Source organism: Rhizobium sp. NZLR11 (assembly GCF_019685115.1).
GTDB lineage: Bacteria > Pseudomonadota > Alphaproteobacteria > Rhizobiales > Rhizobiaceae > Rhizobium.
The window spans coordinates 437,676-460,721 of record NZ_JABDWD010000002.1; the positions used below are offsets into that span (position 1 = coordinate 437,676).

Genomic DNA, 23,046 nt, shown 5'->3' on the forward strand with positions numbered 1-23,046 from the left:
GAACCATCTTCCGCGGTTAGGAAATCAGCGAATGACGTCGCGCATTGGCGAGCAGATCGCGAAGCGATGCTGTTGGTCCGTAGAGCATCAGCAGGCGATTCTCTTCACGTTTGGCGAGGCGATATCGCCGAGCAAATTCGAATACGCTCCAGATTTGCTCGCTTGCCCCCGGTCTTTCCGTATCGTTCATCGTGGCCTCCCGAGATCGAACCATGGGAACGATCCCTATTGGGCGGCCGCTATTACCGGTCTTGCTTCAGGAAAGAAGGCTGCCAATTCGCCGATGACTTCGCTGATGCGGCTCGAAAGCGCTTCTGATGAGACCGCGTAATCCGCGAAATCGCGATCGGACGCATAAACAGCCGTCGGCAGCGTATGGGACATGAAAAAACCGAACAGCGGCCGAAGTTGATGCTCGACCATCAATGCATGTCGGTCGCCGCCACCCGTCGCCGTGATGATGATCGGCTTGCCCCGAAGTTCCTGCGGGTCGATCAGATCGATCAGGTGTTTGAACAGACCGGGATAGGAACCCTTGTAGGTCGGCGAGCCGATAATCAAAGCATCGGCCTTGACGATCTCGTCGACGACACGCCTGGCTTGCTCGTCGAGGTCCTTGCGCCACAAGGCGCGGCCGAGCGACGGACCAAGATCGTGCAGATCATAGGTCTTGCTCGCAAAGCCGTATCGGAGGCTCGCGCGGTCGGCGACATGCCGAACAAGTGCCAGTGTCTTCGACGGACGGTTGAAGCTGCCGGCGATGCCGACGAGTTTGAAACCTGACATGGTTTTTCCTCTCTATGGTTGCTTCAAATATTGTCTATAAAATTACTGGATTAAAGGAATGGGCGTCTCTCGTTCGGCGCTCGGTTGAAAAAACATTCGTCTTGATGATCCAACCTAAGGCCTGTCGCCGCGAAGATGACGTTCGAGGAAAGGCAAATTGTCCTGCCCCCAGTAAATCTCGCGATGATAGACATAGGTGGGAAAGCCGAAGACGCCGCTGTCGCGCGCATGCACGCGGTCTGCCGACCATTTATTCTGGACATCGTCGTCGGCTTGCCGCCGGAGAAGCGCTGCGCCATCGAAACCCGCTGCGGCAACGATCGCCTCGCGCACATCGGGCTTGCCGATATCTCTCGCCTCGCTCCAGAAGGCATGCTGCAAGGCCCTGGTAACGCCGATCCAATCTTGCCCGTCGAGATAGGCGGCAATCACGAAGAGGGAGGCCGGCGTCGGATCGCTGAGCTCCGGGCGATGTTCGAGCCGCAAATCCTTGCCGCGCACGCGCGCCCAGCGTTTGAGGTCCCGCGTCCAGTAGGCGCGCCGGATCTCCGGACGGTTGCGTGAGAAGATGCCACCATTTTCCTCGACCACCGTCGTCAGATAGGGCGTGATGACGACGTCGTTCTCTGCGGCAAGTTCGGTGAAGGCGTCGAAGCCGATGTAGGACCAGGGGGACCCAATCGAAAAGAAGTATTCTATCGTTCTGGCCACTGATGGCGTTCCTCGTAGATGATCGTTCTGGCGTCGAATAGGGCATCGGCTCGATGGCCTTCAGGAAGCGGCCTGAATTTCCGGCTGCGCTTTCCATCCGAGTTCCGATGCGATTGTTGTCACGAAGTCGTGGAGGATCTGGCGATATTCCTCGTGCTCGAACTCGTAAGGAAGCTCCAGCCGCAACTCGCCGACGTCAGGCAGGATCGGATCGGCGAAAAGCTGCTCCAATATCTCGTCCGACGTGCCGATGACATCGCGGGCGAACAAGGTCCGCCGTTCGCCCTGGGGCGAAAGCGTCCGTTCATGGCGGCCCTCGGCATAATCCCGGTAGCGGCGGCGCGTGACCGCGTCGGCATTGTCGAAAGGCACGATGACGCGGCGAGCGCGACGCGCCGCGCGGTTCCGGCGGCGCGATGGGTTTTGATCAATCTGGATTGAGCGACGAAGAAATCATCCGTCCCCTCACCCGTTATCACGTTGCCGGTCAACAGGTTGAAGCCGTTGCGGCCGGCCCACTCGGCCGAGCGTTGCGACCCGCCGCCATACCAGATCCGGTCAATCAGGCCCTTGGCATAGGGCTGCAGGCGCGGCCGCTGCTGCCCGAAAGGCGTTTTGATGAAAGTCTGCTCGTCGCCGAGATAAGTGCCGCGCAGATTGTCGGCAAAGCGCAGCACGCGATCATGCGAGAAATCGTAGCCCGTCCAGTCACCGTCGAACACGAGCGGGGCAATCAGGTCGGCATGCAGCGGCCGGCCGGCGCTGACGCCGATATTCAGCCGGCCGCGCGACAGAATATCGACGGTGGCGAGATCTTCGGCCAGCCGGTAGGGGCTTTCATAGCCGATCGGAATGACCGCGGTTCCGAGTTCGATCCGGCTGGTTCGCTGGGTCGCCGCCGCCAGGAAGGCGCTGGCGGAAGAGATGCCCGGCTCAAGATGCCGCTGGCGGACCCAGGCACTGTCGAAGCCCAACTCCTCGCCATATTGCAGTTGCTGGAGCGTCTGCTCCAATCCCGACAACGGATCGTCGGTGATATAGTTGCCGGGAGTGAGGAAGCCTATATGGCTGATGGATATATTGCCGGGGCTCATGTCGTCCCTTCCACAGGTGCTATCCGATATCAATATTTTGGAAGGCCGGGCGGGTTGGTCTCGGATGCCGGCAGGGCTTCCTCGGAGAGATGCCAGTGGTCGAGGATTTTGGCGTAGGTGCCGTTGTTGATCAGGCCATTGGTGGCAACGGTCAGCGCATCGGCGAGCCCGCTTCCCTTGCGGGTGGTGATCGCGACGTCGGAACGATCAGGCCATCCGGCGCTCAGCGTGCCGACGCGCTTGATGTTCTTGTCGCGCGCGGCGATGAAGACGAGCTCGGCGTGCGGCTGGACGATGACATCGGCCCGGCCGGAACGCAGTGCGAGAAGGCTTGCCGCCTCGTCGTCGTAATATTGCAGTTCGATCGGCTTCAGCCCCGCGGTGACATCCTCGTCGCTCCATTTCAGTAGAATGCGCTCCTGGTTGGTGCCGGCACCGACGATGATCCTGAGGCCCGCCGCATCCCTGGGTTCCTTGATTGAGATGACCGGGTTGTCGGATTTCACGAAAAAACCGTGCAGTCCCTGGCGGTAGGTGGAGAAATCGAACTTCTCCTTGCGCTGCTCGGTGACCCCGACATTGGAGATGACGGCATCATACTTGCCCGAGGTGAGGCCGAGCGGCCAGTCGATCCAGGCGACGGGCACGATTTCCAGCGTCAGGCCAAGGCTGTCGGCGATGGCATAGGCATAGTCGGGATCTGCCCCAACTACGGTTTTGGCGTCGGTGGCATAGGTGCCAAGCGGAGCACCGCCGGGGCTGACGGCGATGGTGAACTTGCCTGGCGTGACGAACTTGAAGTGCTTCGGGATCGCGGTGATCGCCGCCTCGTTCCTGGCGGCATGCAGCCTGCCCGGCTGTTGCGGGCTGAGGTCGAAATCGTCGGCTGAATGGGCCGCCCCGAAGCCGGCCAAGGCAGACGTCAGCGCCGCAAGCAGCAAGGCGCGGATTGTCGAAAAAATCGTCACGTTCGATATCTCTCCGTTTGCATTGAGAAGCAGCGGCGGACCGGCGTTTGAACGCCAGCCCGTCGGGCAATGTCAGGAGCCGCTCTTCGGCAGGCCGGGAGGATTGGTCTTTGCTTGGTCGATCGCCTCGGGGCCAAGATTCCAGGTATCGAGGATCTTCTTGTAGGCTCCGCTGGCGATCAGGTCGTTGACAACATCGGTCAAGGGAGCCGCCAGACCGCTGCCTTTGCGCGTCGTGACCGCAATCTCGGCAGTGATCGGCCAACCGCCGCTGACGGTGCCGACGAGCTTGGTCTTGCCATTGATGCGCGCCGAGTAGGCCTGCGTCGCGTTGACGCTGAAGACCGCGTCGGCTCTGCCGGACTGGACGGCGAGATCCTTGACCGCGTCGTCGTCATAATATTGCACCTCGATCGGCTTTAGGCTGGCCGCGACGTTCTCGCGGTCCCATTCCAGCAGGATCTTCTCCTGGTTGGTTCCGGCATCGGTGATGACCTTCAGGCCGGCAATATCCTTCGGCTGCTTGAGCGCCGTAATCGGGCTGTCGGCCTTGACGTAGAAGCCAAGCTCGTCCTTGCGGTAGGTCGAAAAGTCGAATTTCTGCTTGCGCTCTTCCGTGACGGTCACGTTCGAGATCACCGCGTCGAACTTGCCCGACGTCAGTCCCAGCGGCCAGTCGGCCCAGGCAACGGAAACCAGTTCCAGCTTCAGGCCGAGGCTGTCGGCGATGGCCTGCGCTAGATCGACGTCATAGCCGATGACCGTCTTGGAATCGGAGGCATAATCATGCAGCGGCAGATTGCCGCTCGAGCTGATGCCGACGGTAAAGGCGCCGTTTTCGACGAACTTGAAGCCCTTGACTTCGTCAACGCGCTTCTCGTTCTTCTCGACCCGCAGCCGGTTCGGCTGCTCGGGGCTGAGATCGAACTTCTGCTGCGCCTGAGCCGAACCGAAACCGAGTGCGGCGATGGTGACGGCCCCTGCTATGAGAAGCCTTGTTCTATCTGCAAATGCCATGTCCCGTCTCCATTTTCATTTTTAAGTTGTGGTTGTTGTCAGTCGGCCGGTGCAGCCCGTCGCGGCCCGGCATTTCGCCAGCGCTGTCGGGCGCTAGAGAACCTTGGCGAGGAATTCGCGCGTGCGGGGATGTTCCGCTTTGTTGAAGATGCGCGCCGGCGGGCCGGCCTCCAGAATGTGGCCACTGTCCATGAAGACGACGGTGTCGGCGACTTCGCGGGCAAAGCCAACCTCATGGGTGACGATGACGAGCGTCGTGCCGGTACGGGCAAGCTCCTTGATGACATCGAGCACTTCGCCGACGAGCTCGGGATCGAGCGCCGAGGTCGGCTCGTCGAAGAGCAGCACCTTAGGGCGGAGCGCCAGTGCGCGGGCGATCGCCACACGCTGCTGCTGGCCGCCGGAGAGCTGGCGTGGATAGGCGTCGATCTTGTTGCTGAGCCCGATGCGCGCGAGCAGCTCCTGCGCCAGCTGCACCGCTTCCTCGCGGCCGATGCCGCGAACCTGGATCGGTGCCTCGATGAGGTTTTCGAGCACGGTCAGATGTGGGAAGAGATTGAAGTTCTGGAAGACCATGCCGATATCGGCGCGGCGTTTGAGAATTTCGTTTTCCTTGAGTTCGTAGAGCGTATCGCCCTTTCTGCTGTAGCCGACGAAATCGCCATCGACGGAGATGAAGCCCTCATCGACACGCTCCAGATGATTGATGGCACGCAAAAGCGTCGACTTGCCGGAGCCGGACGGGCCAAGGATGGCGGTCACGCTGCCGGCAGGCAGGCTGAGCTCGATGTCATCGAGCACCTTCAGCGAACCGAAGCTCTTCGAGATACCGTGGATGCGCACCGCGCCGCCCGCGGCCCGCAGGGCCGCCGCATCCTGAAAGCCGATCTTGCGCACGGTGTCGATCGCCGTATCGAGGACAGGCAGCGGACGCCGGAAGCGCGCGAAAAATGCCTGAAAGGGAAGCGGCGTCGGATTGCGCACGGCGCCTTTGGAAAAATAGCGTTCGATATAGTGCTGGGCAACCGACAGCACCGTCATGATGATCAGATACCAGACGGTCGCGACCATCAGCAGCGGAATGACTTCGAGATTGCGGCGGTAGATCACCTGGACCGTGTAGAAGAGTTCCGGCAGCGCCAGCACGTAGACCATGGATGTGCTCTTCGCCAATCCGATGAGCTCGTTGAAGCCTGTCGGCAGGATGGAGCGCATGGCCTGCGGCAGTACGATGCGGAAGGCCTGGCGGCGGTGCGGCAGGCCGAGTGCGGCTGCAGCCTCCAATTGCCCATGATCCACCGAAAGAATGCCGCCGCGCACGATCTCGGCGAAGAAGGCCGACTGGTTGAGCGTGAGGCCGAGGAAGGCAGCGGCAAAGGGCGTCAGCAGTTGCACCGTCGGATAGTCGATGAAGACCGTATCGGTGAAAGGGATGCCGATCTTGATCGTCTCGTAGAGGTAGCCAAGATTGTTCAGTATCAGCAGCAGCACGATGACGGGGATCGAGCGCAGTAGCCAGATATAGCCCCATGAGAGACCGGAAAGCAGCGGCGACCTGGAAACGCGGGCAAGCGCCAGAGCCGTTCCGAGAATGGAACCGGATATGGCGGCAAGCGCGGTCAAAAGCAGTGTCCTGCCGAGGCCGACGAGCACCGGTTCGGCAAAGAACCATTCGGCAAAGACGCCCCAACCCCAGCGTGGATTGGTGAAGGTGGAATAAAGCACGGCGATGATGACGAAGGCGGCGAAGATCGTGCCCACGAGCTGGCCGGGATGGCGCGCCGGTACGATGCGGTAACGGGAGTGATCCTGCTTCGGTTCTGCCGTCCTGCTGCCGGGGTCGATGCCCACGAAATCCGTCGTCAGTGCCATTGTGCTTCCCTTTTATGATTGTCGGTCTTTGCCGCTTTCAGTGATTTGCGCTGGCGACGCGCAGGCGTGGCTCGGCCGCTTCGTTTTCGGGAGCCGGCTGAGCGAGATGGGTGATGTCCTTCTCGAAGGGCAGGCTCTTGTAGATCTCGGGATCGACAGCAGTGTCGAAGAGAGCGGTGTAGCCATAGGTCAGATAGAGGCCGACTGCCTCGGGCTGGCGAAAGCCGGTCGTAAGATAGATGCGGGCATAGCCCTGGCGGGCGGCCTGGGCCTCCAGTTCCACCAGCACCTTGCGGGCAAGGCCCTGGCGGCGCAGATCGGAGCGCGTCCAGATGCGTTTGAACTCGGCCGTGCGCTCGTCATACTGCTTGAAGGCGCCGCCGCCGATGGTTTGACCATTCCGCATCAACAGGAGGAAGTTGCCGTGCGGCGGCGCAAAGGCTTCGGAGGGATAGCGATTGAGCTCGGCCGCTGCACCTTCGGCATTGAAATAGGTGCCGTAGCGGCTGTCATATTCGTGGATCAACTCATCGATCAGCGGCTTGGCGCGGGGGTCGAGAGGGCTCGTATAGAGAAACGTATCGCTCATATCGTTCATCACCCGTTGTCATCAGTGAGGAAGGCCTCAACGAGCCGCACCCAGTAGCGGGCGGCAGGCGCAATGACCGAGTCGTTGAAATCATAGTGGGCGCTGTGGAGGGGAGCGCTGTCGCCATTGCCGACGAACAGGTAGCTGCCGGGATTGGCCTTCAGCATGAAGGCGAAATCCTCACTCGCGGTTCTCGGCCGGAAATCCTTCTCGATCGCCGCCAGACCGAGTGCGTCCTGTGCGACATCACGGGCAAATGCCGTTTCCTTGGCGTGATTGACCAACGCCGGAAAGCCGAGGCGATAATTCACGTCCGCTTCGGCGCCGAAGCTTTCGGCCTGGGCGCGGGCAAGGGCTGGAATACGCTCCTGCAGCAATTGGCGAACCGTCTCGCTGAAGGCCCGCATGGTGAGCTTCATCTCCACGCTCTCAGGGATGACGTTCGAGGCGGAGCCGGCATGGATCGAGCCGACGGTGGCAACCGCCATGTCCTGCGGATCGACATTGCGCGAGACCACGCTTTGCAGGGCGGTGATGAAGGAGGCGGACGCCAGCACCGGATCGACGGCGCGGTGCGGTTCCGCGCCATGGCCGCCCTTGCCGACAATCTTGATCACCGCCTGATCGACCGAAGCCATGGCAGGACCGGTGACGAAGCCGAATTGCCCCGTCGGCACACCCGGCCAGTTATGCAGCCCGAAGACCGCATCGACAGGAAACCGTTCGAACATGCCTTCCGAGATCATCTTGCGTGCGCCGGCGCCGATTTCCTCGGCGGGCTGGAAGATCAGCCTGAGCGTGCCGCTGAGATTACCGCTCTCTGAGAGATAACGGGCGGCCGCCAGCAGGATCGAGGTATGCCCGTCATGGCCGCAGGCATGCATGACGCCGGGATTGCTGCTGGCATAGGCAAGACCGGTTGCCTCCTCGATCGGCAGCGCGTCCATGTCGGCGCGAATGCCGATCCGCTTCCTGCCGTCGCCGCGCCTGAGGGTGGCGACGATGCCGGTGCCGGCAATGCCCGTCGCCACCTCGTAGCCCCAGGAGGAAAGGCGGGATGCCACGAGCTTGCTGGTCCTGAGTTCCTGGAACGCAAGCTCCGGATACTGGTGCAGATCGTGGCGAAGCGCGATGATCTCGTCGAGATAGGCGGCGATGCCCTTTTCGACCGGATCGTTGCTGCGCGGGTTCCGAGCGATGATGTCCATGACGGTTCGTCAGCGCCTCAGGCGCCGACGGCCTTTCCGCGCTCGAGGCGGTCCGCACCGGCCGCATACCGACTTTCGCGGAAGGGCAGACCCAAATGGTCGCGCAGCGTCTCGCCTTTCAGGACCGGATCGAAATAACCGCGCTCCGTGAGGATCGGCAGGACGTATTCGGCAAAGTCGGCGAAACCCTCGGCGATGACGGGAAAACCGAGAATAAAGCCGTCGGCAGCGCCATGGTCCACCCAGCGGATGATCTCGTCGGCGATATGCTCCGCGGTACCGATGAAGGCGGTGCGCGGCGTCGCGGAATCAAGCGCGACCTGGCGGAGCGTCAGGCCCTTATCGCGCGCCGTCCTCTTGATGCGGTCGGTGGTAGCGCGGAAATTGTTTCTGCCGATATCGCCAAGTTCGGGGAACGGCTCGTCCAGCGGATAGACGGCGAAATCATGATGATCAAAGAAGCGGCCGAGATAGAGCAGCGCCTCCTCGATAGTGACGAGGTTGCGGATCGCTTGGTACTTGGCTTCCGCTTCCTCGGCCGTCTTCCCGACGATCGGGCCGATGCCGGGATAGATGCCGACCTCCGCCGCCGGGCGGCCATGCGCAATCACGCTGTCCTTGAGCTGGCGGTAGAAGGCCTGCGCCTCCTCGATAGGCCCGCCATTGGTGAAAACGGCATCGGCATGTTTGCCGGCGAGCCTGATGCCGGAATCCGAAGCGCCCGCCTGGAAGACGACCGGTTGACCCTGCTTCGAACGGCCGATGTTGAGCGGCCCCTCGACGCGGAAGAAGCGGCCCTTATGGTCGAGGCGATGCATCTTGGTCTTGTCGACAAAGACGCCGGTCTCGCGGTTGCGGACGAAGGCGTCGTCGTCCCAGGAATCCCACAGACCCTTGATCGCATCGATATAGTCCTCGGCGATCTCGTAGCGCAGTTCATGTTCGGGATGTTCGCGGCTGTAGTTGCGCCCCGAGCCCTCGAGCGGCGAGGTCACCGCGTTCCACCCTGCCCGGCCGCCACTGATGAGGTCGATCGAAGCGAACTGCCGGGCAATGGTGAAGGGATCGCTGTAGGAGGTCGAGACCGTGCCGACGAGACCGATTTTCGAGGTCGATGCCGCCAGCGCCGAGAGAATGGCGATCGGCTCGAAGCGGTTGAGGAAATGCGGAATCGACTGCTCGTTGATATAGAGCCCGTCGGCGACGAAGGCGAAAGCGATGCCGGCCGCCTCCGCGCTACGCGCCGTCGTGACGAAGAAGTCGAAATTGACACTGGCATCCGCCGGCCCGCTTGGATGCTTCCAGGCATTCATGTGACCGCCGGGACCCTGCAGCATGATGCCGAACGTGACGTGTTTCTGAGCCATGGGATCGATCTCCTTGAAAACGGTCAGGCGACGAGGGAAAGCCGCTCCTCGGCGAGCAGCTCGATGGAGGCCAGGCGCTCGGCGGTTGAAAGCGCCGGCGTGTCGAGCACGAATTCGTTGACGCCGTAGCGGCGGTGAAACTCGTCCAATTCCTTGCGGATCTGCGTTGCGGTGCCGTGCAGCACACTCGGCACCTTCTCCTCGATGCGGTAATCGGTGACGCCGGCCTGGCGGGCAAATTCAGCCGCCTGCTCCTCGCTGCCGACATTGACGGTCTGGCCGTTCGGCAGAAACACCTTGACGATGCGCAGATTGCCGACGCGCTCGCGGGCATAATCCTCGCTTTCGGCGGCAAAGGCTGCGAGCGCCAGGATCGGCCGCTTGCCGCCGGATGCCTGCTCATAGGCCTCAAAGGTCCTGCGCAGATTGTCGGGATCGCCGTTCAGGTGACCGGCAAAAACCAGTTCCCAGCCCTTCTCGGCAGCAAGTTTGGCGCTGTCGACGCTGGCGCCGAGCAGGAAACGTTCGGGAGCGGTGGGCGGGAAAGGGGTCGCCTGCGCACCCTCGTAATTCGGGTCGGCTGCGAGATAGGTGTTAAGATCGGAAAGCTGGCTGGCAAAATCCGGTTTGCTTGCCGGATCGACGCCAAGCTGCAGCGCGCGTGTCGAAAGCGGAAAGCCGCCCGGCGCCTTGCCGACACCGAGATCGACGCGGCCGGGTGCAAGCGATGCCAGAAGATTGAAGGTCTCGGCAACCTTGTAGGCGCTGTAATGCTGCAGCATGACGCCGCCCGAGCCGATACGGATTTTCGAGGTCCTGGCGAGAAGGTAGGCGATCAGCGCTTCCGGCGCCGAGCTCGCCAGATTGGACATGTTATGATGCTCGGCCACCCAGAAACGGTGATAACCGAGTTCCTCGGCTCGGGCAGCAATCTTGACCGTCGTCCGCAACGCATCCGCAGCGGTGAAACCCTGTTCGATCGGACTTTTGTCGAGAAGACTGAGGAGATAGGTCATGACATCACGAGCCGATCGCTGGTTGCAAAGTATAATCTATAAAATCAGTAGACAAACTTCGTTATAAGAAATGACATTCTCTTTCGCAGAGGTTTCGTGAAAAAAGCGGCCGCGCCTGAGATGGAAATCGGAGCCTCTCCAGGCCAGGCCTGGGGCGTTCGATATTCTGGGCCAAAGGGCGTTACCGCAGGACGCTGTCGGCGCATGTCAAGCCGATCAGCTACCTCAAAGCGCATGCGCCCGGGAATATCCGGTCACTCAAGGACAAGCTGCAGCTGATCGCCATCACGCTTCAGTCGGTCAATACGAAAACCCACGAGGCACCGGCGCCCCTGAAGGTGCCGGCGCCTATCAACCGGCAAGTCGAGGCAGGCAATTCATCCCGCTGCCAAGTCCTTCGCGACGCCGCGAACGTCTGGCAGACAGCCAATCTTGATGTGGGCGGGTCCTCACGAACCGGGGAGTAAAGATCTCTCAGCCGCTTTTCAACTGCGCCATTGCAAGCAGCGTGTCAGAGCTTATCGTCGCTGAGCCGGTGAGGATCGAAAGTGCTGTCGACGTGGTGCCGGTGCCGTTGGCGACATCATACATGGCGGTGAAGCGTTTGATCAGATCGTCGACTTTGTCAGGATCCGCCAGATCCTTGATGTCGATGAAATTGTTGACCATCTCGGCTTGCTTGTCGACGTCCATGTTGGAGACATAACTGGACAGGTTGAAGGTCGTGGTAAAAAACTCGAAGAGCGCGCTGTCACCCAGAATGTCATAGGCGCTCGAAATCTCCGGCGCCTTGCGCTGGAAATAGAGCGCGAGGCGCACGCCGGTGTTGCTATCGCCCTGATCGTCCTCAAGCGTCAGCCTGACATAGGAGTCGATGGTGTCGAGCACATCGCCGCGCTGCTGCACCGTCCCGGTGGGATCGGTGGAAATATTGCCGTCCTGGTCGAAATTGAACGAGCCGACGAGTTCGGCGAAACGATTGTCGTCCAGCTTGTTGACATAACTATCTTCGTCGTCGAGATCGGAAGAAAACATCTTCTCCAATTCGTCCGACGTGACATCGTCAGGGTCGAGCCCCTTGGCCTCGAGCGCCAGGGAAACCAGGCGATCGTCGGCCAGAAATTCGCTCGCCGTGGTGATCGTCGCCATCTGCTCGCGAAAATAGCTGATCTCGTCATCCGCCGCATCGGTCGCCTCGGTCAGTTCGTTCCCTTCGAGGTAGCGGATCTTGTTCTGCTTGTAATAGGCGGCATAGTCGTCGACGACGGATTCCGACATGGCCTGCAAGGGAACGGTGACGTCGCCGTCGCTGTCGAAGTTGAAGGCTTTGCGAAAGGCGACGAACCGGTCATCGTTCAGGCTGTTGACATAGCTTTTGGCGTCCGTTGGATCGCTTTCGAGTATCTTCCGGACCTCGCTTCTCGAAACCTCGGTGGAATCGATGCCATAGGCGCGCAACGCCATTTCCCACATTTCCGGGAGATCGTCGTTGTCGTCATCGTCGTCATCGGCATTCGATACGAGGAAATCATCGATCGAGGTAACGCTGGCGATGCGCGTCGTATAGTTGTCGGTGGCGTCTTCCGTGCTGGTATTGGCGACCAGCACCTGGTAATTTTCATCGAAGGCTGCCGTGGTCGTGGCGGTCTGTTCCGACGTCTGGGCGGTGTCGCCATCGGCAAGCGCGCCGTCTTCATCGAAATTGAAGGCGTCGTGCAAATCGGACAGGCCGATCGCGTCGGCGATGTCGGCGCTTTTCAGCGCCGCGGAAATGAAAGTGTCGGATTCGTCGTCGGTCAGCCCGTAGGCGATCCTGAGATAGCCGACCAGCTTATCGTCGCTCATCAACTGATCGACGGAGGTGACGTTTCCAATTTCTGCAGCGAAATAGGTGTCATAGGCCTCTCCGGTGTCCGAAGACGCAGTGGTCGACGAGGCCACCGCATACCCACTCGTCATCAGCGAGATCTGATCTTCCGACATCACGTCGCCGTCGGTCGAGCCGTCCTCGTTGAAGTTGAAGGCTTTTGCCAGGCTGACATAGACGTCGTCGCCGAGCTGGTTGACGAAACTGTCGGGATCGTCGAGATCGCTCGTCAAAACCTCCTTCAAGAAGCTGCTTGACGTATAGTCGGTGCTGAGACCGAAGGCCGTCAGCGCATAGTTCTTCAGCCTCGAACTCGACAGGAAATCATCGACGGAGGTGATCGACGAGATATTCTCTTCGAAATAATCCGTCTCATCCGCGATGTCGTCCGCCTCGGTGTCGAAGGACGTCTCATAAGCATCGAGCAGATTGTCCCGCTGCACGTCCGATTGCGCCGTCTTCGTCTCGCCGGAAAATTTGAAGGCGGCTGCAAACTCGGCATAGCGGCTGTCACTCAAGCTGTTGGCGAAGCTCGATGAATCGCTGAGGTCGCTTTCCAGCACCTTCTTCATGAAGGCCTTGGCATAGGTCATGTCGTCGAGCCCGTAGGCCTTCATGGCATAGGAATAGAGCTTGTAATCACCCATGAAGTCATCGACCGTCGTGACCTTGCCGATGTTTTCCTTGTAATAGGCGCTGTCGCGGGCAACCGTGGCCTGGGATGCGACGTTCGAAAGACTGGCGCCGAGATTTCGAGCGACCGAGAGGTAGCTTACATAAGTGGAAACCAACGTTTGTCCCTCTAACCTCTGGTTTTTACGCGTTTCCGAACGCAAAATCGCTCTGCGGCTTTTGCTGGATTTGCGCTAAAGCGCGTCGCATCAAACTTGATTCATGCGACGCGCTTTAGTCCTCTGTTTTTATGCATGTCGTTATCCCGGAACCGCTGCACACTTCCGGGCGACATGCTTTAAGCACGGCGGCGCCGCGCGAAAGCCTGCCGGCAATCACGGGGGAACTTTTCATCTCTGCGGGAATGTCGGCGCCGATCATGGCGAAGCACAGCCACGTCCATGTGGCCGAATCAATTTAATAGAACTCCATAGTTCTATAATTCATCTGATGCGGAATTGGAAGTTGAAAAATGCGATGCGCTTCAGGCGGCGCCGACGCCAGCGGCAAAGATGGCGATGCAACGGCGAAGATGGGCAAGCAGCCTCGCCCGATCGGGCCACGCCTGGGCCCGCCCTTCCGGCGGGCCCATACCGCCGAAGATCATGTCCATCAGCATGCGGGCGCCGCTTGCCGGGTCGTCGAGCGCCAACCTGCCTTCGGCCCGGCGATCGTTCAACCAGTCGGCAAGGTGTTGGCGGCTGGCAAGCATGCCTTCATGCTGCAGAATGTCGACAAGCTCAGGAAACTGAGCCGCCTCGCGAAAGACGAGCTGCAGGAAACCGGCACGATCCGCGTCCTTCTCCTCATCCATGTCGATCATGAAGATACGTTCGAGGCTCTCGGCGATCGAGAGATCTTCCGCGGGCCTGGGCAGATCGAGCATCATGCGCCGATGCGCGCCGACGACGGCGGCAAACAGCTCTTCCTTGCTCTGGAACAGTTTGTAGAGCGTCTGTTTCGAAACGCCTGCCTCCGTGGCGACGACCGCGGTCGTGCTTCCGGCATAGCCGCATTTTACAAAAACACGGCGAGCGATTTCGACGATATGTGCCCGCTTGTCCTCATCGCTGGAGACTTTCGGCCGGCCTCGCTTGCGCGGCTCATCTGCGGGCTCGTCGACACCATCCATGACGATCTAGACCGCCTTACCGAAGCGCATGCCGACGAGCCTGAAAAGCGGACTGCGATTTCTGAGGGATGATTTTTTCGGTTGTGGCATTAGCAATTTCGATTTAGAGAACTCATAAGTTCTGTAATGCGTTGCATCCCCACCCTCTAGCGATGGAGCGCTTATGACGACCATTTCGGCCGCAACATCAATTTCTTCCTATTCCTATAGCAAGAGCTCGACATCCGCATCCCAGGACATCCTATCCTGTAATACGGTTTCGGCAAAAAAATCAACCACAAGCCAGCAGTCCGACGAAGACACGACCAACAGTGCCGAGAAACTCATGGCCCAGTTGATGTCGCTGGCGATGAACGGCCTCACCGGTCAGTCCGGCTCCAGCCAAGAGCAGGGCGGCGGCGCCGGCATGGACGTTGCGCAGTTGGACAGCGATGGCGACGGCTATGTGAGCAAGGCCGAGTTCGTCGCAGCCCGGCCGTCCGACGTGACAGAGGATCAGGCCGGTACGCTGTTCGACAGCTTCGACAGCGAAGATTCCGGCTCGCTATCGGTCGATGCGCTCACTGAGGACATGTCCGCCCTGCAATCGCAACGTCCCGACGGACCGCCACCGCCGCCGCCGGCCGACGACGATCAGTCTGCATCCCTGATCTCCGATCTCGATACCGATGGTGACGGGCTGGTGAGCAAGGCGGAGTTCGTCGCAGGCCGGCCGTCCGATGTGACGGAAGATCAGGCCGGCACGCTTTTCGATAGCTTCGACAGCGAAAGCGCCGGGTCCCTATCGGTCGATGCGCTGACCGAGGCCATGTCCTCTCAGTCATCGCAACGTCCCGACGGACCGCCGCCACCGCCGCCCGCCGACAATGACCAGTCTGCATCCCTGCTCTCAGATCTCGATACGAATGGAGACGGACTCGTGACATTGGACGAATTCATGGCCGGTAGGCCGGACGACGTCACCGAAAGCCAGGCGAGCCAGCTCTTTGATCTGCTCGACACATCCGGCACCGGTTCATTGTCCACTGCCACGGGCTGACGACCGCCTAGTTGTTTAGACCAGGATGATTTTAGGCCCGGTCGGCCTAAATTCTGAATCCTGTTCTAAATTAGAGAGTTAGCGCATGATGTCATAAGAAAACCGCTCACACTTTTCGGCATCATGCTCTAGCAGGAACGCCGCCATAGCCGTCAGCCGAACAAATGGTGCGCCGCAATAGGCGCACGACACCAGCGCACGGATGAGCCGAAGCGCCTATCGCCATCACGGGGTCAGTCCAGACAATCAGATCATCGACCGGTGTGGGCTTTGCCCGGCGCGAGCGATGTCGTGCGCCCGCAATCCGGGATCTGGAAGCCTGTCGCCACATGGCATGTTCCCCAACCTTTAAGGATTGAGCCATGAGCATTTTTGGAAGTATGAAAACCGCCGTCTCAGGCATGAGCGCCCAGGCAAACCGGCTGAGCACGGTTTCCGACAATATCGCCAACGCAAACACGGTCGGCTACAAAGCCGTTTCCACCTCCTTCTCGTCGCTGGTCCTGCCGTCGTCCTCAGGCAATTACAATTCCGGCGGCGTCCAGACATCCGTGCGCCAGGCGATTTCCGAACAGGGCGACATCTCCTATACGACCTCGGATTACGACCTGGCGATATCAGGAGACGGGTTCTTCATCGTGCAAAGCCCCGACGGCACGCCGGTTCTTACCCGGGCCGGCGACTTCTCGGTCGATAGCGACGGCAATCTGGTCAACAGCGCCGGTTTCACCCTTATGGGGTATTCTTATGATTCCGGCGTGCCGGCGGTTGTCGTCAACGGTTTCGACGGCCTGGTGCCGGTTAACGTCGCCCAATCGGGCTTGAGCGCGATCGCTTCGACCAGCGCCTATTTCAGCGGCAACCTGAATTCCGAGGCAATTGTCGTCACGGATGCGACGACGCTGCCGAGCGCCAATTCCTCTGGTGTCACCGACGATACGCAGAAGATGTCGCTGGTTGCCTATGACAGCCTCGGCGGCACCGTCCAGTACGACTACTATTTCACCAAGACGGGTGTCACGACGGATTCAGCCGGCGCGGTCACTGGAAGCACCTGGGAAGTCTCGGTTTACCGCAATGCCGATGCAGCGACCGGCGGCACGACGTCCTTCCCCTACTCCTCCAGTGCGGTGAGCGTCGCGACGCTCTCCTTCGACGCCGACGGCCAGCTGACGTCTGCGACCGACACGGATATCGTCGATCCGGTCACGGCAAAGACGATCACCATGGATTATTCGGACTTCACCCAGCTTGCCTCCGACTTCTCGGCGACGGGCTCTACCGATGGTCAGGCAGCCAGTGCCGTCAGCTCGGTGTCCATAGGGACGGACGGCGTGGTATCGGTCTCCTATGCGAATGGCGCGACGAAGGCGCTCTATCAGATCCCGCTTGCGACGGTCGCCAGCCCCGACAATCTGACGCTGCTCAGCGGCAACGTCTACAGCGCCAACGGATTGTCCGGCGTCACGGTCACCGGCTTTCCGCAGACGAACGGGCTCGGCTCCATCCGGTCCGGCGCCCTCGAGAGTTCGAACGTCGATCTCGCCGGCGAACTGACGGAAATGATCGAGGCGCAGCGCAGCTATACCGCCAATTCGAAGGTGTTTCAGACCGGCTCCGACATCATGGATGTCCTCGTCAACCTGAAACGATAAAGGGAGCGCCTAGATGTCGCTTACCTCCGCCTTGAACAGCGTCCAAAGTATTTTCAACAATACCGGCCAGCAAAGCAGCGTCGTCTCGACCAACATCGCCAATGTCGGAAATTCCGACTATGTCAGACGCGAGGCGTCGATAACGACGTCTCTGTCCGGCGCTCAGGTCGTCAGCATCAGCCGGGCGCAGGAAACCGCGCTGCTGGCCCAGTATCTGCAATCGAACGCCAAGGACAGCGCCCAGCAGACGCTTGTGACCGGCCTCGAAAGCCTGAAGTCGCTGACGGGCGGCAATGACTACGAGACCTCGCCGAGCACTTATCTCTCGGCATTTCAGCAGGCGCTGCAGACATTCGCTACATCGCCGAGCAGCACGACCGCCGCGCAATCGGCTGTCACCGCCGCGCAGGATCTGGCCAATTCGCTGAATACCGCAAGCGACGGCGTCCAGTCGATCAGAGCCGATGCCGATGCGGAGATCGCCACGCAGGTCTCATCGCTGAATACGCTATTGTCGCAGTTCGAAACCGCCAACAATGCGGTCAAGGGGGCAACAGCGACGGGCGCCGATACGTCCTCGGCTCTCGACGAGCGTGAAAAGCTTCTGAAGCAGATCTCCTCGATCGTCGGTGTGACCACCGCCGTCCGCGACAATAACGACATGGCGCTCTACACCTCTGACGGCACCGTGCTGTTCGAGACCATACCGCGCACCGTCACATACGTGCCCACGACAACCTACGTCGCCGGAACGGAGGGCAATTCCGTCTATATAGACGGCGTTGCGCTCGACGCCGGCGAGGGATCGACGACAAGTGCCTCGGGCAGCCTGCAGGCGCTGCTGCAGCTTCGCGACGAAATCGCCCCGACATTCCAGGCTCAGCTCGACGAGATCGCCAAGTCCCTCGTCCAGGCCTTCTCGGAAACCGACGGCAGCACCAGCGCACCCGCACTTTTCGTCTGGACGACGGCGGCCGGAGCAACTGGAGGAACACCCTCGGATTCCGACGATATCACCGGCATCGCGTCCTCGATCTCGGTCAATCTTGCCGTCGTTACCAGCGAGGGCGGGGATGCAACGAAGCTGCGCGACGGAACGATCAGCGGCATCACCGATCTCAACAGCTCGGGCGACAGCGGCTTCTCGGACAATCTCGACGCCCTGTATACGGCGTTGACGGAACAGCGCTCGTTCTCCTCCGACGCCGGTCTTTCCACATCGCAAAGCCTGATGGACTATGCCAGTTCCTCGATCGGCTGGCTCGAACAATACCGCAGCGATGCGACGGCGGCCTCCGAAAACACATCTGCGGCGCTATCGCGCTCCGACGAGGCCTATTCCAACGAGGCCGGCGTCAACCTCGACGAGGAGCTGACGCTCCTCCTCGATATCGAACAATCCTACAAAGCGGCGACAAAGATCCTGAACGTCATCGACGAGATGTTCCAGTCGCTCCTCGATATAGCGAGCTAGTCATGAAAGCCTCTTTTGTCTCGTCATCGGCGATGCAGAACGTCCTGCGTCTGACCATCAGCCAGTCCCAAACCAAGCTGCAGCAGGCCTCGACGGAGGCGACGACCGGAACCTACGCCGATATCGGCGTCTCCCTTGGCGCCGGCGCCGCGAAAACGATCAATCTGACCAGCGCCATCGACCAGGCCGCCTCGTTCCAGTCAAGTAATGCCGTCGTCGGATTGCGCATGGACGCATCGCAGACCGCCCTTTCGAGCCTCAAGGATGCCGGCGATAGCCTGGTCTCGAACCTGACAGCGCTCCAGGCGAGCCAGGATACGACCAGCATCGCCGTTGCCCTGCAGACGGCGGGCGCCACGATTTCTCAGCTGATCTCGACGGCGAACACCGAGGTGAATGGCGAGTTCCTGTTTGGCGGAACGAACCTCGACAGCCAGCCTCTGACCGATCAGTCCTCTACGGTCTCGGATGCGATCGTGACCGCGCTGGGCGATTATGCAACCGGCCTTGGAAAAGACGTCAACGATCTGACCGGCGAGGAAATCGGCACTTTCATCACCGATACCGTCGAGCCGATGTTTTCCGAAAGCGCCTGGACGGACGCTTCGGGAGGCTGGTCGACCGCTTCCAGCACCGACATGACAAGCCGGATCAGCGGCTCGGAAACCATCACCTCGTCCACCAACGCCAATTCCGAAGGCATGCGTTATCTGGCGCTTGCCTCCGTCGTCGTCTCCGCGCTCTTCGGCCAGGATCTCAGCGCCGACGCACAGAGCACGGTGGCATCGAAGGCGATCGGTTATGCCGCGCAGGCGACTTCAGGCATCGTGACGCAGCAAAGCCAGCTCGGCCTCTCGCAAGAACGGGTCGAAAAGGCAAATGACGCGCTCGATGCCCAGTCGAGCCTGCTTCAGGGAAACCTCGTCGATCTCCAGGGCGTGGATGCCTATGAGGCTTCGACGCTCGTCAACCAGCTGCAGACGCAACTGGAAACGGCCTACACGCTCGTCTCAAAACTCCAGGGCCTGAGCCTGGTCAACTATCTCTGACGGATTGAAAATGCGGGAATTCAAGCGGCTGCAAATACCGGCCTTAACGAGAGAGCCCAACACGAGCTGCTCCGAAATCGTGGCTGAGGCCGCCTTTGCGCTTGCCTCAGGCATCATCAATACGATCCCTTTCGTCGGCAGCAAGCTCGACGAGCAACAGGCCCAGGCGTGGCCGCGATCGGGGATTTTCACCGACGACGGTGTAGAGATGACGGGAACGCCCCCCGAAATCTTCGAGCTTTGCGAGCTCCTGGCCTCCTACATCGAGAAAGGCTCGTCATTCGACGTCTTCGAGGTTTTCCACAAGATTGCTCGAATCGACCGGTTGATCGACTGGCGCCAGGGCGCCTTGCTGTCCCCCGAGTCGGAGAACACAAGACATTGATAGAATAAGAAAAATACCTTCAGGAAGGCGTCGCGATCGTGCGCGCGCCGCCAGGGAGCATGGCAAGGACCGGGCTTGCTTGTCGCCTGTGCGTTGCGGCAGTGTGGACTTTGCCATAGGGAAGACCAAGGACGATTGTCGAAGTCTGCCGGCAATGGTCTTTCACAGGCCGAGTGTTTCTTGATGTCAAAGCCGCGCGCGAAGCTTCCGTTCTCCGAAGAGACCTTGCAGGCCATGCTGGTCCGCGTGCTCCGCCCGCTGGTCAAACTCGCTCTCGCCTCCGGCTTCAACTTCACCGCTTTTTCGGTCGTCCTTCGCCGGCTTTATATCGAGGTGGCGGAGAAGGAATTCGCGCTGCCGAACAAGCAGCAGACGGATAGCCGCATCTCGCTGCTGACAGGCATCCACCGCAAGGACGTCAACCGGCTGCGCGGACTGGCGCTTGATCCATCGTTCCTGACCGTGGGCGTTTCGCAGACGAGCCGCATCCTTGCGCGGTGGCTTGCCGATCCGCTTTATTGCGATGCCGAGGACAGGCCGAGCACTTTGCCCCGGACGTCCAGCGATGGTGTTCCCTCATTCGAGAGCCTGGTCAGCGACATCACCAAAGACGTCCATCCCCGCTCCATCCTCGACGACTGGCTGGACAAGGGCATCGTCGTTGTCGACGACAACGGCTGGGTCCGGCTCAACCTTTCATCGATCGTGCCCAATGCCGGCGACGAAGCCCGCCGGCATTATTTTACCCGCAACCTTCGTGACCATGTGCAGGCGTCGGTCATGAACCTGATGAACGACCCTCCTCCCTATTTCGAACGTGCCGTTCATTATGATGGGATGTCGCCAGCGCTCGCCGCCCGGCTCGACGAAATCGCGCGCGAGGAAGGGATGGCGATGCTTCTCAAGCTCAACAAGATCGCCCATCAGGCCATCAAGGACGATCCGGGCGGCAGCAGCCGCTGGATCTCGGGCCTCTACGTCATGACCGAGGAGCGTGAGCCGGATCCTCAGGCAGACGCCGCTTCCGAGACGGAGGCGGACGAATGAGCCCGTCAACGATCTCGAGACGACAGTTTCTGCTGGGCGGAATTGCGCTTCAGGTCCTGATACCTGCGATGACAGCCGCGCAGCCGACCGGCACCAGCGATCATGGAATCGGCGGGTCCGGTCTTTCCATTCAGGGAGGCGGCGAGAACGAAGATCACGGCATCGGCGGAACCGGCATCGTCGGGACCATCCAGGGTTTCGGCAGCATTATCGTCAACGATATCCACATACCGTTCAGCGCCACGACGCCGATCGAGATCGATGGACGACGCGTTCCCGCCAGCGCGATGAAGGTCGGTCATGTCGCCCGGGTGCTGCTCACAGGCAAGCGCGCCGCCCGCATTACGATCGTCAGCGAGGTCCAGGGCCGCATCGACCGGATTGATAAGACCGGGATAAGAATACTTTCGCAAACCGTCGACGCATCAGGTTTGGCGACGAAGGGCCTGCGGAAAGGCAAGCGGGTTGCCGTGTTCGGTATCCGCAAACCTGACGGCACGATCATTGCCCGGCGCATCGAGCCCCGCTCCGTTTCCGATGGCGTCCATGTCCGTGGTGTCCTCGTCAAGAGCGGCAATCACGTCCTGATCGGCGGCCTTTCGCTTGGAAGCACGCATGGGTATCTGGCCGGCAAACAAACACTCGTGCGTCTGAAGGCGGTTGCCGATCGATTGATCGTCACTCGTATTCAGGCCGAACCTGTCGTGCCGGGCCTGAAACGCGGTACAGTCAACATCGAGACCTTCCGGCCGGGGGACAGAGGCATGGCGGGTTCTGGACCTGGAGGTTCGGCGCCTTCCGGGTCGATGCAACTCTCCCCCGATGGTCATGGCTTCGTCGATATCGGCGTGCGGGATTCGAGCAGAATGACTGGCTTTCCCGGACCTGGTCCCAATGGCGTTGGTCCGCGCCCGCCGAATGGTCCCGGGAACGGACCGGGGCCCGATCACTCGCCTTTCGGCAGAGGCGGGCCGGGCGGCGATTTTCCCGATCCGGGCAGGCGAGGTCCGCCACCCGGCCCTGGCGGCCCGCCTCCCGGCTCGGGGCCTCCCGGGTCGCCGCCCCCCGATCCGGTTCCGCACTGAAAACGCTGTCACCCACATTGACAAATGGGAAATATTCCCATTTTATTGCTCCTGCGAATCCTGCTTTGGGTGATTCCGGGAAGGGTTTGCCGATTGGCTAACGGGTCCGCCCCATACCCGCTAGCCAATTGTTTCAAACGCTTTTTAAGTCGAACCGTATTCCCGCGTAGTTGCAGAGATGGCCCACCGCCGACCCGATGGCGCCATCCGAACCAAGTCATCTTCGCCCAAGAGGAATCAGAAATTGCTTTTGCTGGAACGCGAACCGGATATTTCGATCGAGATGGACGAACCAACCGTCGTTGCAACCTGGGAAAACCGCGCGCAAATCATCGGCATAATGAACAGCGCGCTCCAGATGAGCCAAGAATTCCAACAGCTTTGGAACAGCAGCGGCGAAACCGGCCGGCTCAGCCAGGACGATACAGATAGATTGGTCGAGCTGCTGCGCAAGATCGGCGACCTCAACGAAATGCTGATGCGATTGGCCTAAATTCTCACCGGAACGACCCAATCCAGAATTTAGACCTCTATGCCCTTGTGAATCTCGCGGCTTCCATCGACGACTGCTTCGAGATCGAGATCCGCCCCGCTTTGCGGTGAAAGGCGGGCATAGACGGACATGGCTGGCTCTGGCCCGACTTGACAGATCTCATAGTGTTCGAGAGCCCGCTCGACAATCTCGGCGACTGAACGATTTTCGCGGCGGGCAAGCCGTCGCGCAAGATCACGCGCCTTTGCACTCCGTACGGCAAGCTGAGGTTCGGCCATACTGATCTCCTTTCTGATAAATATGACGCTCAGCATCCCGGCCAGTGAGTTGACGGATAATGGCTTACTACCAAAGTGGCCGTTGTTTGCCATCACCCCAATTTTGGACGGTTGCACCGGCCTTTCACAGGTGAGCCAACCCCCTGCCAACGAAAGAATTAACCATATCTCAGCGTTCTTGCGAAATAATGCTGCACGTAGATCAGGCGTCTCGAAGAAGAGAGGCCATAAGTTATTTGGAG

21 protein-coding genes and 2 pseudogenes are annotated in these 23,046 nt (G+C 60.3%); 9 read left to right on the forward strand and 14 right to left on the reverse strand.

Translation table 11 applies throughout. The features are described from left to right. Nucleotides 1–16: 16 nt before the first annotated feature. The 11 genes and pseudogenes from HJB83_RS05890 to HJB83_RS05940 all read right to left on the reverse strand — a co-directional run bounded on the left by HJB83_RS05890 (nucleotide 17) and on the right by HJB83_RS05940 (nucleotide 10,628). Entirely contained in the window at nucleotides 17–214 is a 198-nt protein-coding gene (locus HJB83_RS05890; RefSeq protein ID WP_207584832.1) for a hypothetical protein, read from the reverse strand. Nucleotides 215–225: 11 nt separating this feature from the next. Beyond that, nucleotides 226–786 carry an FMN reductase gene (gene msuE, locus HJB83_RS05895; RefSeq protein WP_221115011.1) on the reverse strand — a complete coding sequence of 187 codons (561 nt, stop codon included), beginning with the start codon at nucleotides 784–786 and terminating at the stop codon, nucleotides 226–228. Nucleotides 787–900: 114 nt separating this feature from the next. Continuing rightward, the gene (locus HJB83_RS05900) at nucleotides 901–1,497 is read right to left on the reverse strand and encodes a 2-hydroxychromene-2-carboxylate isomerase (protein ID WP_207584830.1); all 597 of its coding nucleotides are present in this window, start codon (nucleotides 1,495–1,497) and stop codon (nucleotides 901–903) included. A gap of 60 nt (nucleotides 1,498–1,557) precedes the next feature. Then, nucleotides 1,558–2,591 (reverse strand): annotated as a pseudogene (locus HJB83_RS05905) (LLM class flavin-dependent oxidoreductase). A 29-nt stretch (nucleotides 2,592–2,620) separates the two neighbouring features. Continuing rightward, nucleotides 2,621–3,559 (reverse strand): ABC transporter substrate-binding protein, encoded by a 939-nt coding sequence (locus HJB83_RS05910; RefSeq protein WP_221115012.1) that lies wholly within the window; start codon nucleotides 3,557–3,559, stop codon nucleotides 2,621–2,623. Between the two features lie 72 nt (nucleotides 3,560–3,631). After that, nucleotides 3,632–4,576: an ABC transporter substrate-binding protein gene (locus HJB83_RS05915; RefSeq protein ID WP_221115013.1), complete on the reverse strand. Its 945-nt coding sequence runs from the start codon at nucleotides 4,574–4,576 to the stop codon at nucleotides 3,632–3,634. A gap of 93 nt (nucleotides 4,577–4,669) precedes the next feature. Further along, nucleotides 4,670–6,448 carry an amino acid ABC transporter permease/ATP-binding protein gene (locus tag HJB83_RS34570; protein WP_221115014.1) on the reverse strand — a complete coding sequence of 593 codons (1,779 nt, stop codon included), beginning with the start codon at nucleotides 6,446–6,448 and terminating at the stop codon, nucleotides 4,670–4,672. 37 nt (nucleotides 6,449–6,485) lie between these two features. Next, nucleotides 6,486–7,037: a GNAT family N-acetyltransferase gene (locus HJB83_RS05925; RefSeq protein WP_207584826.1), complete on the reverse strand. Its 552-nt coding sequence runs from the start codon at nucleotides 7,035–7,037 to the stop codon at nucleotides 6,486–6,488. Nucleotides 7,038–7,045: 8 nt separating this feature from the next. Then, on the reverse strand, nucleotides 7,046–8,245 hold the full coding sequence (locus HJB83_RS05930; protein WP_221115016.1) for a M20 aminoacylase family protein: 1,200 nt from the start codon (nucleotides 8,243–8,245) through the stop codon (nucleotides 7,046–7,048). 17 nt (nucleotides 8,246–8,262) lie between these two features. Further along, complete coding sequence (locus HJB83_RS05935; RefSeq protein WP_221115017.1) at nucleotides 8,263–9,612, reverse strand: LLM class flavin-dependent oxidoreductase; 1,350 nt, start codon at nucleotides 9,610–9,612, stop codon at nucleotides 8,263–8,265. Nucleotides 9,613–9,635: 23 nt separating this feature from the next. Continuing rightward, nucleotides 9,636–10,628: an LLM class flavin-dependent oxidoreductase gene (locus tag HJB83_RS05940; RefSeq protein ID WP_207584823.1), complete on the reverse strand. Its 993-nt coding sequence runs from the start codon at nucleotides 10,626–10,628 to the stop codon at nucleotides 9,636–9,638. A gap of 161 nt (nucleotides 10,629–10,789) precedes the next feature. Here HJB83_RS05940 and HJB83_RS34685 point away from each other — a divergent pair. Further along, nucleotides 10,790–11,064: pseudogene (locus HJB83_RS34685) on the forward strand (prevent-host-death protein). A 38-nt stretch (nucleotides 11,065–11,102) separates the two neighbouring features. Here the strand turns inward: HJB83_RS34685 and HJB83_RS05945 are convergent. Next, nucleotides 11,103–13,286, reverse strand: a complete 2,184-nt coding sequence (locus tag HJB83_RS05945; RefSeq protein WP_207584822.1) for a DUF1217 domain-containing protein — start codon at nucleotides 13,284–13,286, stop codon at nucleotides 11,103–11,105. 365 nt (nucleotides 13,287–13,651) lie between these two features. Further along, a complete protein-coding gene (locus HJB83_RS05950; protein ID WP_207584821.1) occupies nucleotides 13,652–14,299 on the reverse strand; it encodes a TetR/AcrR family transcriptional regulator in 648 nt (215 codons plus the stop codon). Between the two features lie 163 nt (nucleotides 14,300–14,462). Here HJB83_RS05950 and HJB83_RS05955 point away from each other — a divergent pair, with 163 nt between their 5' ends. The 8 genes from HJB83_RS05955 (at nucleotide 14,463) to HJB83_RS05990 (ending at nucleotide 22,526) form a co-directional block, all read left to right on the forward strand. Next, nucleotides 14,463–15,338: an EF-hand domain-containing protein gene (locus HJB83_RS05955; protein WP_221115018.1), complete on the forward strand. Its 876-nt coding sequence runs from the start codon at nucleotides 14,463–14,465 to the stop codon at nucleotides 15,336–15,338. A gap of 362 nt (nucleotides 15,339–15,700) precedes the next feature. Next, a complete protein-coding gene (locus HJB83_RS05960) occupies nucleotides 15,701–16,993 on the forward strand; it encodes a flagellar hook protein FlgE (protein WP_221131406.1) in 1,293 nt (430 codons plus the stop codon). Between the two features lie 13 nt (nucleotides 16,994–17,006). Then, the gene (gene flgK / locus HJB83_RS05965) at nucleotides 17,007–18,467 is read left to right on the forward strand and encodes a flagellar hook-associated protein FlgK (RefSeq protein ID WP_221131407.1); all 1,461 of its coding nucleotides are present in this window, start codon (nucleotides 17,007–17,009) and stop codon (nucleotides 18,465–18,467) included. Between the two features lie 2 nt (nucleotides 18,468–18,469). After that, nucleotides 18,470–19,516: a flagellar hook-associated family protein gene (locus HJB83_RS05970; RefSeq protein ID WP_221131408.1), complete on the forward strand. Its 1,047-nt coding sequence runs from the start codon at nucleotides 18,470–18,472 to the stop codon at nucleotides 19,514–19,516. 10 nt (nucleotides 19,517–19,526) lie between these two features. Next, on the forward strand, nucleotides 19,527–19,901 hold the full coding sequence (locus HJB83_RS05975) for a hypothetical protein (RefSeq protein WP_207584816.1): 375 nt from the start codon (nucleotides 19,527–19,529) through the stop codon (nucleotides 19,899–19,901). 183 nt (nucleotides 19,902–20,084) lie between these two features. Continuing rightward, nucleotides 20,085–20,948 carry a DUF6502 family protein gene (locus HJB83_RS05980; RefSeq protein ID WP_207584815.1) on the forward strand — a complete coding sequence of 288 codons (864 nt, stop codon included), beginning with the start codon at nucleotides 20,085–20,087 and terminating at the stop codon, nucleotides 20,946–20,948. After that, on the forward strand, nucleotides 20,945–22,033 hold the full coding sequence (locus HJB83_RS05985; RefSeq protein ID WP_207584814.1) for a DUF5666 domain-containing protein: 1,089 nt from the start codon (nucleotides 20,945–20,947) through the stop codon (nucleotides 22,031–22,033). Before HJB83_RS05980 ends, HJB83_RS05985 begins: the two co-directional genes overlap by 4 nt. A gap of 244 nt (nucleotides 22,034–22,277) precedes the next feature. Continuing rightward, a complete protein-coding gene (locus HJB83_RS05990; protein WP_207584813.1) occupies nucleotides 22,278–22,526 on the forward strand; it encodes a hypothetical protein in 249 nt (82 codons plus the stop codon). Nucleotides 22,527–22,555: 29 nt separating this feature from the next. Here the strand turns inward: HJB83_RS05990 and HJB83_RS05995 are convergent, their stop codons facing one another. Continuing rightward, nucleotides 22,556–22,804: a plasmid stabilization protein gene (locus HJB83_RS05995; protein WP_221131409.1), complete on the reverse strand. Its 249-nt coding sequence runs from the start codon at nucleotides 22,802–22,804 to the stop codon at nucleotides 22,556–22,558. Nucleotides 22,805–23,046: the final 242 nt, after the last annotated feature.